The organism is Pedobacter polaris, assembly GCF_005116505.1.
Taxonomy (GTDB): domain Bacteria; phylum Bacteroidota; class Bacteroidia; order Sphingobacteriales; family Sphingobacteriaceae; genus Pedobacter; species Pedobacter polaris.
This window is the reverse complement of the sequence record NZ_SWBR01000003.1, coordinates 159,747-175,182: the sequence shown is the minus strand read 5'-3', so window position 1 is coordinate 175,182 and position 15,436 is coordinate 159,747. Positions and strand designations below refer to the sequence as shown.

Sequence of the window (15,436 nt, the reverse complement as noted above, 5' to 3'; positions counted from 1 at the left end):
AAGGTTTAGTAGGCCAAGTTTTGGCAAGGTAAAATATCCGAGCTAATTGGGGATGATCGTTATTGCCATCAGCTTCTTTCCTTAATCTTGCTGTGTTGCATAGGAGTTCAATATCGAATCAATATCAATTGCGGGCAATGATTGTATGCCGGTCTTTTTGTTTTTGATTACGAACATGTGCGGCATTGCATATGCCATATCTGGATTGGCTGGTTTCATAACGAGCAGTTCGAATCTCTCATCAGCATTGCGCTGGTAGAATGTCCTAAAAGCCGACATTTCATGGATGATGTTTTCGAGTCTGGCATTGGGATATCGACTTGTTTCCAAAACATTAGTGGAATAGGTCCTGATCTGGGGGTCGTTCATTGATGCTATTCCTGCTACACCTGCAAGACCATGGTGATTACCTGATCGTTTTTGCGCAATCAGGAAGTTTATCTGCGAAACAAACGGAGAGAGTTCGAGTTCATTTTCCATTCGCTGTATCTGATTTTCAAGTTTTCCCAGATCAAAAAGGTCACTAAAACCAAACCAATCTCTTGAAACCACTAAAAGCTCAAGCGCTAGGCACTGCAGCATATAGGCCTGTCTGAATAGCTTGTAATGCTCCATCATAGTTGCAGTTTCCAAAGCGATGTCTATCCTTTCGGTAAGTTCCAACCTCGTCTTTTCCATTGATATTCCCTTGTCTCCAAATATGATTATATCCATTTCAAAGTCCACCCAAAACTTCAAGCTCGAAATTGTAACCGCAGCCAAGAGTACAAATTCCGATTTTTCGAATGCAAATTTTCCAACTTGGGCGTACTCCAGATGTAGCCTATAAAAAAGACGCGACCCTTTTTCAGTGTATTTTTCACTCTGGCAACTTTGCATTTTCATCCCGAGCTGATCAAATATGGCCTTTCTGTTCATATCCTCGGTGCGTGAATGGCTAACGATCACAGAAAGGTTATCCAAGTTTTTGGCCTTAAGATAGTTTCGCTGCCCATCATCCTGCACCTTGGAAATCATCTCCTGCAACGCCTCGAACTCGGAGACTAGGCCGGCTGGCATCGGCTCAAAAGCCTTTATACTGCCAAGTTCAAAATACAATATATTCATTCGCAGCGATAGCTCTTCCAGAAAACCGCAGTTAGGAAGCAATAATTTCGCTTTTATGACGAATGTTTTTCTATCGATATCCCCCAGACCAAGCTCATTCTTTAACGAAATAAAGGCAATCTTGCGTTTATCTTCTTCGTCAAGCTGATACCTTTTTGACAGCCTATCGATATAGTATATTGAATCGGCGAGCTTTCCGACCTCACTATAGACCAGTGCAGCGATTCTTAGAATATCCCTGTCTGATAATATCTTTCTCTTAGGCAAATTTTCAAGCAGTTCGTACACACGGGACAAATCGCTCTGTTTTATCGGTATTTTGCCTTTTTCTTTCAATTCCAAAACTGCATCGTCTATGCTTATGAAATATCCTTTTTCGACCGTAATGGTGCCGTCACTTGGCAATCCATAACTAGCGCCATGCTCATTGTTCATTGCTCCGAGCATCTTGAACCGTTGGACAAACCTTTTGTGGATATCAGCCAGTGAAGAAGAATTTAATATATTGACAATGGGGACATGAACTCTCACCTCATGATTGCGCTGCCAGTCCACGCCCTCCTTCTCACTTAATAACTTCCGATAAAGTAGGTCGATATACTCGAAATAAAGAGTATCCGAACTGACATCATAGATGACCAAAAGGCCATATATAGGCGCGGTATTAATGAGATAGCGTAATGTCGAAGTCCTGATTGCCAAGGACAGCATGCTTCCTTCCTTAATAGATTTTGGGTTTGCTATACTTTTCAGCTGGATATCGAACGACCAGTTGGTCGCTCCCTTTTCGATCAGCTCAATCTTAAAGTCGCAGCCCAAGTCCTGGAATTGCTCTCGCACGATAAATCCAGCATTCCTGCTGAAATTCCAAACGAGCCGGCTCTTCGCCGTATCATTGTTCATGGATGCACCATCAACCTGCGGTAGATCATCAAATCCCATTATTAAAGCATTAATTCAAGCTAAGTTAGTAAAAAGTTCTCTTTAAGATTGGTCAAATGCTAACCGCAAAAGTAATAAACATTACCCTTAAAGTCCACATTTATAAAAAGCACTTAACCGATAGAATGTTCAATTTGTAAGTATGAAACAGTCTGTTCCTTGCTTTTTCCTGATTATTGTCGGTTTAAGATCAAAGATGAATTTTAATGAAAAACACTATCTTGTACCTAAACTGAATACAATGAAATTATGTGAACTTTGCAAAAAAAATGAGGCTGATAAAACAGGATCTCATATCATACCACATTTTCTCTTAAAGAGGGTGGACAATCTGGATGGAAGCGACAAACGGGACTTGGAATTTGGTTTTAGGATAGGCAATGGGAATGTCAAGGGTTATTTTGGAAGGTCCATTCAGCCGGAGAAACTAGAGGAAACTTATGGTGAAGTCACAGATGAGCTGATTGCGGGCTCACGGTCTGAAATGATAGTAGATTTTTTGCTGTGTTCTGATTGTGAGAAAAAACTTGCGGAAATTGAACATTCCTATTCACCTAGCATAGAAAAATTCGAAAAAACTACCTTCAAAAGCAATGATGACCCGCAGCTTTCAACGCTTTTTTGGGCTTCTGTATTTTGGAGAGCCTCAGTTTCTGGGACACTGGCAATAAAGTTGTCGGATGAGCACGAAGAGCTGCTGAGAATATTTTTGAACAATGGATTAAAAACCGAAGAATCCGAAGCAGACTTCACTGGCATAAAATACCGACTCCTTAAAATCGAAGGTTACCAAGAAGATAGAGATGGATTTGTAAACTTTGGACATAACCAAACCAATCCATATTATGCAGCCATCGGAGATCAGGTAATCAAAATGACTTTTGATCAGGATGCTGAAAAACAGAAGGTGGCGTTCTTTGGCTTTGAAGATGCAATGAATGATGCCCCATTAAATAATGTCGAAAACGGAGAGCAGTCAATGCCTGTTAATCATGAAATGCTAGAGCACGCCATCGCTGAGTTTACAATGATGCTCGCCGAAGATTTTATGGAAGTCCTGGACAATGACCTTGACGAACTGCATGTATTCCTTGGAGGGAATGGCAAAATGGATGACGAGCTAAAATCCGCCATTAAGAAAAACATTGAACAGGATGAAATACCACTTGGCCATCGCTATTCACCAGAGGGAAAAACAATTGCCATAATCAAAGCAATGCAAGATTTAGGAGTAATACCGAAAGAATAAAAATGGAAATCAAAGAAAAAGTACTTCAGGAGATCCTTTCTTTTTATGTAAAGTCAAAAGACTTTAACGGTATTCCCCTATCGGCTTTGCAAATAAAGATGAAGGAGGATCCAAGTGAGATTATAGAAATAGTTAAGATATTGGTTGAAGAAGACAAGGTTACAATCCAGACAGGTACCAATCCACATATCATTTCATTAGGATCTTATACCTTTGCTCACCAGCTTCAAAAATTGGAGGAAGCCAAGCAGAATGAAACAAAAATCATCTTAAAGATAAAAGGTGGGCCAGATTTTGTATCACAAAGCCATCCGGTGTGCCTATATCCGACTGAAAATCTTTTGCGGCAAAAAAGGAATGTAGATGAATATGCCGAATCGCCATTTACAAAACGGTTAGCCCTAGGTGAACCACAGTTAAAGCCAATCTATTTTGATGTTGAAGTACTAGATCGCTATCTTAAAGACCCGAGGTTCAGTTTTGACTTTGAGGATTATTCTGGCAAGATTTCCTATCATGAAACCGAAGAAAAAGCATCGGAACTAAGGGAGGAAGATAAGTTCTTCATGCAGACCTTTGGGCTTGGAACCGACGAGAAAGGTGGTCGTGTGGCAGTCGTTTACCTAAGATATCTCAGTGACTTGACACCAGAACACCAGGTATACTGGAAAAGCAAAATACGCAAGGATAACTGCCAGATACTTAAGGAATATTACGACAATACCATTGTCGGTACCTGGACCACTTCCTATTCTATTTTCAAGGCCTTTATTGGTCAGCAAAAATTACTGAACGAAATTTCGGAAGCAATCTTTGGAGTTCCATTGTTCAGGAAAACCTTCGAGGATGATAAAAGACCAAAAGAATTTACCTTTTTCATGACACCAACACTTGAGAATTACAACTCATTTATCCTTCTACTTGATAAAATGTATTCTGAAAACATAAATAAAACATTTTTTGAGGGCAAGATAGATACGTGGGAATTTCTTCCGGTTTCTGATGGCGTAGTTGAGAGAAAAGGAAAAGGAACCATAGTTCTTCTCCAGGCGTTTGTAGAGAAAAATTATAAAGCTGCTGACAAAAAGCCACTAGACGAAGTTTTCGGTCCAATCAAGGAAATTAGACGGGAGCGGCAAGATCCCGCACACCGGATAAATGAAAATTTTTATGATAAGGTTTTTGTAGAAAAGCAAAAACAGATGATGATAAAAGCATTGCATTCAATTACTGCATTGCGATATATTTTTCAGGCCCACCCCAAGGCAGCTCACATAAAAATACCCAAATGGCTTGAAACTGGTTCTATCAAAATATTCTAGTAGATGAAAACGTCAAAACCTCTACCTGCCAATGGTCTTCCAACAAGTAATTTCATTGTTGGGTATAAGGATATATTTCGCAGGCCAGCACCTTCTGATAGGCTGAGCTTAATTTCCAAAATGTCTAAAGACATTATAATCGGAGAAATTGCAGCCCTTAATTATAGATTAAAACCAAAAAAATCGAAAACCATTGACATCAATTTTAGCACCCAGCGAAGAGAATTATTTAATTTTTGTGGTAGGGATCAGAACATGTTCAATGACTACGGTAGGGCCTTAGATAATGTAACGGGTGGTAAAAAATCGTTTATCTTCACAAGGCAAACCTGCCTTTTTGCTTTAGAGGAAATCATTCAGAGCAACATGTCAAATGTTGATGGTTTCAGATTAAGCAATGAAAACAATTGGGACTTATTGCTCCAATACCTATTATCTGTTAATGATGAGATTACGAAAATTAAGGACAATGATGAGAATGAACCTATAGATTTTGAAACCCTTAACCCAAAATTGATACCTATTTCCGAGCTACTCTTGTATGTTGATCCATTCTTTACTGTTCATCGCGGTTGGGAGCTTATGGATTTTTTAACTCGGCAATCAAAAACAAAGGGATACATCCTTGAATATTTCAAAAGTACCTACAATTTGACGATTAAGGAATTTATACATGAATTGCACCGTATGTGGATTGCGAATAATAACAAAAGCGCAGATTTGGATTTCTATTACACATTAAGGGAAAACGAAAAATATGTTGCCTTTTTTAACAAATTTTCTGAAAAGTTTGAAACTACGGACACTTTTAAACTGCTTAACATACGTAAAAACCCTTTTTTCAAAAGGGACAAAAACAATTTCATGTTATTAGACATTTCCATTTTATTGGAAAAAGCTTATCAACAGTTCATAAATGATTTCTACTTTGATTTTCTTAGAAACAAGCAGTTATCCAATGGTAGTCCATTCACCATGCAGGATTACAAGGCAATCATTGGCTATTTCTTTGAGGACTATATCGAAAAAAACCTAAGATATTCATTTAACGACCATCGAAATTTCGTCCTAAGGACATTTGATCAACTCAAGATTAAAATCGACAAGAAATTGATAGAATGTGGCGATGTCTATTTGAGGAACCACAATAGAATAATGCTGGCTGAAGTTAAATCCACCTCTATTTACGATAAAGAAAAATATTCTGGCAATATTAGTGAACTTTACAAATCGAATAGGGCAAAATTCTTCAAAGATTTTGGTATTGATCAATTGGTGAACAATATTAAATCTTTCAAAAGAAATTTCACCGATATTGATGTTAACATCATTGAACACCAAACACTTAGAATATGGCCAGTGATAATTTTTAATGAAAGGAGTCTACAAACGCCTTTCATGGCGCATATTTTTAATAAGCGATTTTCGGAGTTGATGAATGGTTATGATGATAAATCTAATTACGTCTATCCACTTACCTTATTGCATGTAAGTGATTTAGAGAATATGGAACATATTTTAAAAAGCCGACCCGGGAAATTATTTGAATTACTGACGTACAATTTTTCCCAGAAATATAAAATTATACCGCCGTTTTACAACACTTTGAATCGACATGATATTCGTCCAAATTACACGCGAGTAATGAAAAAGGCAAGATTACTATTTGAGTAGAGTAGTTAAATATAGGCCATCTTGAGAATTTACTGTTTATAACTTTACTAAAATTGTTAGTAAATACTAACAATTTTAGTAATAGCTTTGTTGTTAATAAAGTCTTACGCAAACCAATAGCGTGAGAAAGGCAACGATGACAGGGGAAAAACAGGAAATATTAGCTAGGCTCAGACAGCAGATTTCAGCGGCGCAGGGATTTAAACCCAGCCCTATAGCCACGAGTGATGGTTTTGGGCTAGGCGAAATCGAAGCATGTTTCCCTAACGATGTTTTCCCGACCGGCACCATCCACGAGTTCTTGGCCGAACACCCAGAAGACGCTGCAGCCAGTGAAGGCTTTATTGCAGGGCTGCTGGCAAAGCTCATGAGAAATGGAAACAGCTGCCTATGGATCAGTCACAACCGTAAACTATTTCCACCATCACTTGAAACCTATGGTGTAGATCCCCAGCAAATCATTTTTTTGGATCTCTATTACACCAAGGAAATCCTTTCGGTCATGGAAGAGGCGCTAAAATGCGAGGGTCTGGCCTGCGTCCTTGCTGAACTTCCTGATATTGATTTTGCCCAAAGTAGAAGATTGCAACTGGCAACAGAAAAAAGCCACGTGACTGGGATATTGCTTAGAAAAGAGCCTAAGCGCAGCTTATCTGCAACAGCTTGCAGCGCAAGATGGCAGATCAAGCCCCAGCCCACAGAAATATTGGAGGGAATACCTGGCGTAGGGAACCCAAGATGGGAAGTGAACCTGCTAAAGGTAAAAAATGGTGAAGGCGGAAAGTTTTATATCGAATGGGCAGAGGACAAATTTGCTCCTTTTGAAAGCCAAGAGACAAATCCCCAGCCCCAAACGACTACATTACCGGAAAGGGGGCTGATCGCATGAGGTATTTAAGTATTTATTTCACCAATCTCTTATGCGATTACCTGGCCATTAAGAAACCAGAACTTAAGGACAAGGTCTATGTATTCACCATGTCCCAGGGCAACCGCATCATGGTGACCGCCTCATCCAAGGAAGCTGAAAAACAGGGTATATTTGCAAACTCAGTCCTTGCTGATGCCAAGGCGCTTGTCCCTGATATCCTTGCCTTTGATGACAAGATCGATTTCAATAAGAAGTTACTCATTCGTATCGGCAAATGGGCGATTAGGTATTCTCCGATCGTGGCCATTGACCTTCCCGATGGGATTATCCTGGATTCCAGTGGCTGTTCACACCTTTTGGGCGGTGAAGAAAAATACCTGGAAAGCATATTGAATAAGTTAAAAGAATCCGGTTATAACTGTCGAGGCGCAATCTCTGACACCATTGGCACTTCTTGGGCAGTGGCTAGGCTGGGCAGGAAATCCCCGATCATTGGACAAGGTCAACAGTATAACGCACTTTTGAATCTTCCCCCAATGGCACTGCGATTGGAACAGCATATCATCCAGCGCCTGCACAAACTGGGTTTTGATAAGATTGGAAAGTTCATCCAATTGCCAGCTTCAATGCTCCGCAGAAGATTTGGACAGGAATTCTTGTTGAGGCTCAGCCAGGCCCTTGGCACCGAGGAAGAAACCATCATCCCCATCATTGTTAAACCGCCATACGAAGAAAGGCTTTTCTGTTTGGAACCGATCCGCACCAAGCCAGCAATCGAAATCGCCATAGAAAAACTTTTGCAGGCCCTATGTGAGAGGCTTGCAAAGGAAGGGCTTGGCATAAGATCGGCAGAGTTGAAAGGCTACCGCTTGGATGGACGTGTTACCGAAACCAAGATCGGCACCAACCAGCCTACCCATCTCGTACCCCATCTGGCCAAACTGTTTGAACTCAAAATCGACCAGATTGAGCCAGACCTTGGCATCGAACTGTTCATCTTGACCGCTACCAAGACCGAGCCCGTACACGTTGCACAGGAAAAGCTATGGAGCGGAAAACCAGGCCTTGCCGACCAAAGTTTAGCCCAACTCCTTGACAGGCTTGCCGGAAAAGTTGGGCCACAGGCGATTAGAAGATATATCCCGCAGGCGCATTACTGGCCTGAGCGTTCCCTCCGACCAGCGGTTTCACTAGAGGAAAAAACCGAGATCAAATGGCAAAAATCAAATCCACGCCCGATGGAAATGCTGCACAAACCAGCCTCGATCCAGGTGACCGCGCCAATACCCGATTATCCGCCGATGAACTTTCGCTACAGGGATGAACTGCACCTGGTGAGAAAAGCCGATGGACCGGAACGTATCGAGCGGGAATGGTGGATGGAGCCCGGCGAACACCGCGACTATTATATCCTGGAAGATGACAAGGGCAGGCGGTACTGGGTGTTCAGATCAGGTCACTATGACGAAGAGCATTCAGCCTGGTTCCTGCACGGATTTTTTGCATAACAAATGAAAAGGAGAAAACGATTATGGGCTACTGCGAACTACAGGTCACTTCCAACTTCAGCTTCTTGCGGGGTGCTTCCCATCCAGAGGAGCTCATTGAGCAGGCAGCCTCATTTGGCTACCCCAAGATTGCCATTACCGACGTGAACTCTCTGGCAGGGATTGTCCGTGCGCATTCCGCGGCCAGAAAACTTGACATTAAAATCATTCCCGCATGCAGGTTGGATCTTTTGGACGGACCTTCCCTGCTCGCATATCCAACTAACCGCGAAGCCTACGGTCGTTTATCTGCGATGCTAAGCGAAGGAAACTTTCGGGCAGAAAAGGGCAAATGCTATCTATACAAAGCAGATGTTTTTGCAAACCAAAAAGATATTATTTTTATCACCATACCGCCTGATGTACTGGGTAAGGGATTTGATTTTGATCTCAGCTTCCCCCAAGCCCTGAAAGAGTACAAAGAAAATTTAAACGGTTCTCTCTATTTAGCAGCAAACAGATCTTACCAAGGCCAGGACCAAAAAAGGCTTTTCCGATTGGATGAGCTGAGTAAAAAACTGAACGTTCCGCTGGTCGCAACTAATGATGTGTATTACCATCATGCCCAGAGACGCGAACTGCAGGATATATTGATCTGCGTCCGCGAGAAATGCACCATCCACAATGCTGGCTTTCGTTTGATGATGAATGCTGAAAGGCACCTTAAACCCATTGAGGAAATGCAGCGGCTCTTCCGACAGTATCCCGAAGCCATAGAAAATACAATAACAATTGCCGAAAAATGCCAGTTCACCCTGGACTCCCTGGAATATGTCTACCCCGAGGAAATTTTATCTGGTGATAGGGCGCCACAAGAGGAACTTGAATATCTGACCTGGAAGGGAGCCGAGGAAATGTTCGGACTGCCGCTTCCAGAAAAGGTCACTACCAACATCAACCATGAGATGAACTTCGTGAAGGAAATGAACTATGCGAGCTACTTCCTCACGGTATATGACATTGTGCGCTTTGCCCGCGGCCAAAAGATCCTCTGCCAGGGAAGGGGCTCCGCCGCCAATTCCACCATCTGCTACTGCCTTGGCATCACCTCGGTCGATCCGACCAAGTTCGATCTTTTGTTCGAACGTTTTATTTCTTCAGCTAGGAACGAACCGCCAGATATCGACGTAGACTTTGAGCACGAGCGCCGTGAAGAAGTTATCCAGTACATCTACAACAAATATGGCAGGGACCGTGCAGCCATCGTGGCCACGGTTACCCAGCTCCACCAAAAGGGAGCACTCCGGGATGTGGGAAAAGCCATGGGCCTATCGACCGACACCATAGATAGACTTTCAGCTTCCATTTGGGAATTTACCGATGAATGGTTTGAGAGTGACCGTGTCAGCGAGCAGGGGCTGAACCCCCGCGACCCGCTATTGGTAAAGGTACTGGACCTCACTAGGCAGATGATGGGATTTCCGCGCCAGCTGGGCCAGCATACCGGGGGATTTGTGATTACCCGGGGGAAACTTACCGACCTTTGCCCGATTTTCCATGCCCGGATGGAAGACCGGACCAACATAGAATGGAACAAGGATGACATCGATGCGCTCGGGTTTCTGAAGATCGATGTACTCGCCCTGGGCATGCTGACCTGCATCCGAAAGGGATTTGACCTGGCCAAAAAGCATTATGATCTCGACCTGACCTTGGCATCCATCAATAAGGAAGAGGATCCAAAGGTCTATGAAATGATTTCTAATGCGGATACCATTGGTGTATTCCAGATCGAAAGCCGTGCCCAGCAGCAGATGTTGCCACGTTTGCGCCCACAATGCTTTTATGACCTGGTGATCGAAGTGGCAATAGTCCGCCCAGGACCCATACAGGGCGATATGGTCCATCCATATCTTAGAAGGCGAAATGGCGAGGAACCTGTGGAATATCCGTCCAAGGAACTCGAAGATATTTTGGGCAAAACGCTAGGCGTACCGCTCTTTCAGGAACAGGCGATGAAGATAGCGATAGTGGCAGCCGGCTTTACCCCTGCCGAAGCCGATGAACTTCGCCGTAGTATGGCCACCTTTAAGATGCACGGCATGGTGACCAAGTTCGAAAAAAAACTGGTTGACGGCATGACCGCCAAGGGCTATACCGAAGAGTTTGCAAGGCGGGTTTTCAAGCAGTTGGAGGGATTTGGAAGTTACGGATTTCCCGAAAGCCATGCCGCTAGCTTTGCCTTGCTCGTGTATGTATCCTGCTGGCTGAAATGTTATTATCCAGATGTATTCGCCTGCGCAATCCTGAACTCCATGCCCATGGGCTTTTATCAGCCGGCCCAGCTGGTCATCGATGCACGCAACCACGGCGTAGAAGTTCGGGAAATCGATGTGAACGTATCGCTCTGGGATAACTTTTTGCAGGAAAAAACGGGCAAATATTGTGCACTTCGTTTAGGGTTTCGACAGATTTCCGGGATCAGGGAAGATGATATGGAGGCTTTGGTCCTGGGAAGGGGAAATGGTTACCACAACGTGCATTCGCTTTTAGATGCAGGTGTTTCTATGGGAGCTTTGGAACGGCTGGCCGATGCAGATGCTTTCCGCTCGATGGGACTGGACCGTCGTCAGGCACTATGGGAAGTATCCGCGCTAAAGGATCGACCAATTGGCGTTTTTGAAGGACAGCCCTCAGAATCGTACAAGGAACAGCAGATCCAATTGCCCTTGATGACCAAGGGCGAGCACGTGGTACAGGACTATACCTCTACTGCCCTATCGCTAAAGGCCCATCCAGTAAGTCTGGTGCGCGAAAAACTGAGGCTCTTCAATGTTAAATCCTCGCAGGAAATCCGAGATACCGACGATGGGCGTATGGCCAAGATTGCAGGCCTTGTTATCGTGCGCCAGCGCCCTGGAACTGCCGGCGGGGTCTGCTTTATCTCGATCGAGGACGAAACCGGGCTTTCCAATCTTGTGGTCTTTGAAAAATTGTTTGAGACCTACCGCAAGGAAATCCTGCATTCTAGGCTGCTGATGGTAGAGGGCAAAGTGCAAAAGGCAAATGGAGTGGTGAACGTGATCGTTTCCAAATGCTTTGATTTTACAAAATTATTGAAAGGGATGACCGCAAAAGATGATGACCAGCTGCCGATCTTGACACTTTCACGCTCGGACGAAAAATCACCACCCTATCCGTCCGAAAACAACTGTTCACAGGTGCGGACTACAGAACCGAACGAGGCCTTCCATGGAGGGCGAAATTTTAAATAAAATAGTAATGGAACAGTTAGCTTTTTTTCCGGAATGCGGTCAAACCAAAGGACTTCCCACAGAGGTACTAGAATACTTGCCAAATGTTTTTGATGCAGAACTTGGCAACCAGTTAATGGAACGCTTCATCAAAGAAACTCCCTGGACGCAGAAAGTGGTGAGCATGTATGATAAACAGGTGATCACACCAAGGCTATCTGCCTGGTATGCGGATGCGGAAACCTATGATTATACAAGTTTAAGAAAATCTGCACCCAACCTTTGGACACCTGAACTGCTGATGATCAAATCGGTTGTCGAACCGATCGCTGGGGTTGCCTTCAATAGCGTACTGCTTAACTATTACCGCGACGGCAACGATTCTGTTGCCTGGCACAGCGACAACGAAAGGGCATTGGGTACCCATCCCACAATTGCCTCGGTCACCTTCGGCCAGGTCCGCTCATTTGATATCCGTAGTAAGGCTGACCATAGCGAGAAATATTCACTAAGGCTGGAACATGGATCACTGCTATTGATGAAAGGCGACCTGCAGGCAAAATGGGACCACCGTATTGCCAAGTCTACACGAGCTATGAAACCAAGACTTAATCTGACTTTTCGGATAGTGGTTTAAGCGTTACGGTTTCATCGGTCTAGATCAGGTTCGCATTCTCCAAGAGTATCATTGGGCTGACCTAAAGAGATTGTCATTTAGGAAGCCTATTTGGGAGAAATTTTGCCCATTCAAATGAATGGGATATAACATCAATAAACACGTTACACTTCGGAATGATGTTTATGATATTTTGATATGTACCATTAAAACACTTGCTACCTTTATAAGTTAAAAGAGGCTTTTTCATTTTTCTTTAGAAAGCAAAAATTTTGTTTGAAATATTTGGGATTACCTTTGAAAATCAGTTGCAAAGCAATTGCAACGAAATAAAAAACAAGGTGCGGAGGGAGCAACGTTCTATCAACAAATAAGGTCTAACGAGTTAGGGTGCTTTGTTGATAGATTGTTGCCTTTTAAACAAATCTTGTTTTATGCTGGCTTTGAGGTGGGGCAAATAATTGTTCCCGGTGTAGGTTTACCGTAACGTGGATACAATTATGCTGTGTAAAAGCATAAATTAAGATTTGTTAGCTCTTTAATTTACTGCGTTATTAGATATTCAGTAATATCAATCAAAAAATCATTCCTTTTGATTACGAATGCAGAAATAATATTAAACCTAATATCTGGACTTAGTTCTTTTTTCAAAGTATCTAAAGCAAAGAAAATATTGTTGCTTTCCATATCAAATTTTCCAAAATGCTCAACATTGATTATGTACCTTTCTAATTCCATAATATTAAGGCTTTGCGAACAATTTATTATTTAAACCTGCGATTTCGTATGTAGCCAAGGCTGGTTCTAGCTCAATTTGATAATTCGCATTACCTGGTCCTGCTACAACAGCAAAGAAATGTTCGCCTCTTTTTTGATTACCAGTTTTGTTAAACCTTAAAATTCTAAATCTTTGTCCTGTTAAAGGATTATCCCCTTTTAATAGCAAATCAGATACTGATGCAACATCCGCAATAGTACCAGCTGCTCCTGCAATCTTAACGCCAGTCATTACAGTATTTAATGACCCTATTCCAACGCCAAGTAATCCAACACCAGAACCAACCGATGCTACTTTACCTGCAAGCTTGCCAGCAAAACCAATCTTCTTTTCTGTGTGGTTATTAATAAATAAAAACTCTTTTGCTTGTCCAGAGGGATAACCAATAATCAAATCATCATTAACATTTAAAATAGATCCATTGGCACTAACAAATGTAGTATCATTCATTATTTGCTGTCCAAAAGAAAAGGTATAAAAAATTAAAAATGATGCCGTAAATAGTATGCTTTTCATAATAATTTGTATTAATTCATTTCAAAAATTCTGTTATTTATTCTTGCTTTCTGAACATACTCCCTTAAAACATCAGTAATGTCAGATTGAGGAATTCCAATAAGTGCAATATTTTTATTTAACTGATCAGTGGTTATCAGAGTAACATTCATTATTTTAAAAATCTGCATTATAAAGCTCTGCACAACAACATAATCCTTAACCCTGTAAAGTTCCAGGTTATCAATTCTCTTGATAAAAATCCCAGTTCTAATTTTAATGGTTTCTTCGGTGATTAAATAACTGATGTATCTGATAAACATATATTTATACCAAGCAACAATCATTGTTATTAATGAGCCAATAATTAATATTGGGAAATAAACATTAGCCAACACTAAAAAGGCTATTGCTAATAGGATTAATGGGAATACTTTAATAAAACCAAAAATTGTAGTTGGTTTTATTTCAAATTGATTTTGTGAATTCATAATTTATAAGATTAATAAAGGGGGAATTACCCCCCTAAATCGACAGACACCCATCTGTCAAACCAACTATGGCATATTTTATCTGCCTCTTGACTTTTGCGGTTCGGCGCTAACTTCATTTGAAACCCTACTCTTTTCAAAATCAGAAATTAACTTATTTACAGCATCTGGGGTTTTTAAATTGTTCATGATCTGAATAATGCCAGGAATTTTTTTGCCATTCATTTCGTAATAACCTTTACCCTCACTAACGTCAACACATGTAATTGCTCCGACTGCTATAGCCTTATTTATCGCTTTTTCCATTGCTTTTGCCTCAAGATTTGACTTAGCCTTCAGAGCCTTTTCATCCACTACATTTTTAGCATCAACAGATTTACTATAAACTGGCTTTAACTCTGCATCGGCAAAATCTAATGTTTTGTATTGTGGATTTGCAGAAACAAAACCCTTAACCTCTACCCCATTCTTTTGAAAGGTTACTTCGTGTTGGTTTCCCTTTTCTAATGACTTAATTAATCTTTCCTTAGTTTCCGGATTTTCTAAACCTTTAATCAAAGAATTATCAATTGACTTATTTAGGTTAAAGCCATATTTTTCTCCAAATGATTTAAGAAGGTGATTACCCTTTTCTTTTTCTGCTTGCAAATCAAGCTTAAGCCAAACATTAGCTTTTTCTCCACTTTTAAGAACAATATCTTTATTTACTGCTCTTCCAGATAAAAGGTTATAAGCCTCTTTTGCAGTTACACCTTTACCTTTATTTACATAGAAACATTGTGATACCACATCCTTATTGCAATACTTTTGAAGCTCTGCCTTATAACTATTCAAAAAATACAAATCATTTTCCTTACCCTTTGAAAAGCTTATGTCGTAGATAATTTTATCACCCACCTTTGGGTTATCCTTTTGATTTGGCAAAGGCATTAAGGAACTAGTTTCTAATTTAAAGGAATCGTTCTTTCGACTTAAGGCCTCATTTAGAGCATCATTTAATTTGTCGCCAAAACCTAAATACTTTAAGTTGTTTAGCAGGTATTCTAAATTTTTCTCATTCATAATATGACTAATTAAGATTTATTTTTTTTTGGATGATAACCAGCCGATAAAAACAATAATTGTTACAGCGGTAAGCACAATAAAAATG

General features: G+C 41.3%; 11 protein-coding genes. 7 read left to right on the top strand and 4 right to left on the bottom strand.

The annotated features are described in order from the left end of the window. Positions 1-81: 81 nt before the first annotated feature. On the bottom strand, positions 82-2,049 hold the full coding sequence (locus tag FA048_RS12840; RefSeq protein ID WP_136841622.1) for a DUF4365 domain-containing protein: 1,968 nt from the start codon (positions 2,047-2,049) through the stop codon (positions 82-84). A 142-nt stretch (positions 2,050-2,191) separates the two neighbouring features. Here FA048_RS12840 and FA048_RS12835 point away from each other — a divergent pair, with 142 nt between their 5' ends. The 7 genes from FA048_RS12835 to FA048_RS12805 all read left to right on the top strand — a co-directional run bounded on the left by FA048_RS12835 (position 2,192) and on the right by FA048_RS12805 (position 12,543). Continuing rightward, positions 2,192-3,298, top strand: a complete 1,107-nt coding sequence (locus FA048_RS12835; protein ID WP_136841619.1) for a hypothetical protein — start codon at positions 2,192-2,194, stop codon at positions 3,296-3,298. Between the two features lie 2 nt (positions 3,299-3,300). Continuing rightward, a complete protein-coding gene (locus FA048_RS12830) occupies positions 3,301-4,620 on the top strand; it encodes a hypothetical protein (protein ID WP_136841616.1) in 1,320 nt (439 codons plus the stop codon). 3 nt (positions 4,621-4,623) lie between these two features. Beyond that, positions 4,624-6,294, top strand: a complete 1,671-nt coding sequence (locus FA048_RS12825) for a hypothetical protein (protein ID WP_136841614.1) — start codon at positions 4,624-4,626, stop codon at positions 6,292-6,294. A 121-nt stretch (positions 6,295-6,415) separates the two neighbouring features. Next, complete coding sequence (locus FA048_RS12820) at positions 6,416-7,183, top strand: ImuA family protein (protein ID WP_136841612.1); 768 nt, start codon at positions 6,416-6,418, stop codon at positions 7,181-7,183. Then, on the top strand, positions 7,180-8,673 hold the full coding sequence (locus tag FA048_RS12815; protein ID WP_136841610.1) for a Y-family DNA polymerase: 1,494 nt from the start codon (positions 7,180-7,182) through the stop codon (positions 8,671-8,673). Before FA048_RS12820 ends, FA048_RS12815 begins: the two co-directional genes overlap by 4 nt. 23 nt (positions 8,674-8,696) lie before the next feature. Continuing rightward, positions 8,697-11,927 carry an error-prone DNA polymerase gene (locus FA048_RS12810; RefSeq protein WP_136841608.1) on the top strand — a complete coding sequence of 1,077 codons (3,231 nt, stop codon included), beginning with the start codon at positions 8,697-8,699 and terminating at the stop codon, positions 11,925-11,927. A 7-nt stretch (positions 11,928-11,934) separates the two neighbouring features. Next, positions 11,935-12,543 (top strand): alpha-ketoglutarate-dependent dioxygenase AlkB family protein, encoded by a 609-nt coding sequence (locus tag FA048_RS12805; protein WP_136841605.1) that lies wholly within the window; start codon positions 11,935-11,937, stop codon positions 12,541-12,543. A 721-nt stretch (positions 12,544-13,264) separates the two neighbouring features. On the opposite strand, the gene FA048_RS12800 is transcribed toward FA048_RS12805, so the two are convergent. The 3 genes from FA048_RS12800 to FA048_RS12790 form a co-directional block, all read right to left on the bottom strand. Then, on the bottom strand, positions 13,265-13,816 hold the full coding sequence (locus FA048_RS12800; protein ID WP_136841603.1) for a hypothetical protein: 552 nt from the start codon (positions 13,814-13,816) through the stop codon (positions 13,265-13,267). An 11-nt stretch (positions 13,817-13,827) separates the two neighbouring features. Next, positions 13,828-14,286, bottom strand: a complete 459-nt coding sequence (locus FA048_RS12795) for a PH domain-containing protein (RefSeq protein ID WP_136841601.1) — start codon at positions 14,284-14,286, stop codon at positions 13,828-13,830. Between the two features lie 78 nt (positions 14,287-14,364). Then, positions 14,365-15,348, bottom strand: a complete 984-nt coding sequence (locus FA048_RS12790; protein WP_136841599.1) for a hypothetical protein — start codon at positions 15,346-15,348, stop codon at positions 14,365-14,367. Positions 15,349-15,436: the final 88 nt, after the last annotated feature.

Bases quoted from the DNA above. Each gene is read 5' to 3' on its own strand.
- FA048_RS12830 (WP_136841616.1), top strand. From the start codon at position 3,301: ATGGAAATCAAAGAAAAAGTACTTCAGGAGATCCTTTCTTTTTATGTA.
- FA048_RS12805 (WP_136841605.1), top strand. From the start codon at position 11,935: ATGGAACAGTTAGCTTTTTTTCCGGAATGCGGTCAAACCAAAGGACTT.
- FA048_RS12800 (WP_136841603.1), bottom strand. From the start codon at position 13,816: ATGAAAAGCATACTATTTACGGCATCATTTTTAATTTTTTATACCTTT.
- FA048_RS12835 (WP_136841619.1), top strand. From the start codon at position 2,192: ATGAAACAGTCTGTTCCTTGCTTTTTCCTGATTATTGTCGGTTTAAGA.
- FA048_RS12815 (WP_136841610.1), top strand. From the start codon at position 7,180: ATGAGGTATTTAAGTATTTATTTCACCAATCTCTTATGCGATTACCTG.
- FA048_RS12810 (WP_136841608.1), top strand. From the start codon at position 8,697: ATGGGCTACTGCGAACTACAGGTCACTTCCAACTTCAGCTTCTTGCGG.
- FA048_RS12840 (WP_136841622.1), bottom strand. From the start codon at position 2,049: ATGGGATTTGATGATCTACCGCAGGTTGATGGTGCATCCATGAACAAT.
- FA048_RS12825 (WP_136841614.1), top strand. From the start codon at position 4,624: ATGAAAACGTCAAAACCTCTACCTGCCAATGGTCTTCCAACAAGTAAT.
- FA048_RS12790 (WP_136841599.1), bottom strand. From the start codon at position 15,348: ATGAATGAGAAAAATTTAGAATACCTGCTAAACAACTTAAAGTATTTA.
- FA048_RS12795 (WP_136841601.1), bottom strand. From the start codon at position 14,286: ATGAATTCACAAAATCAATTTGAAATAAAACCAACTACAATTTTTGGT.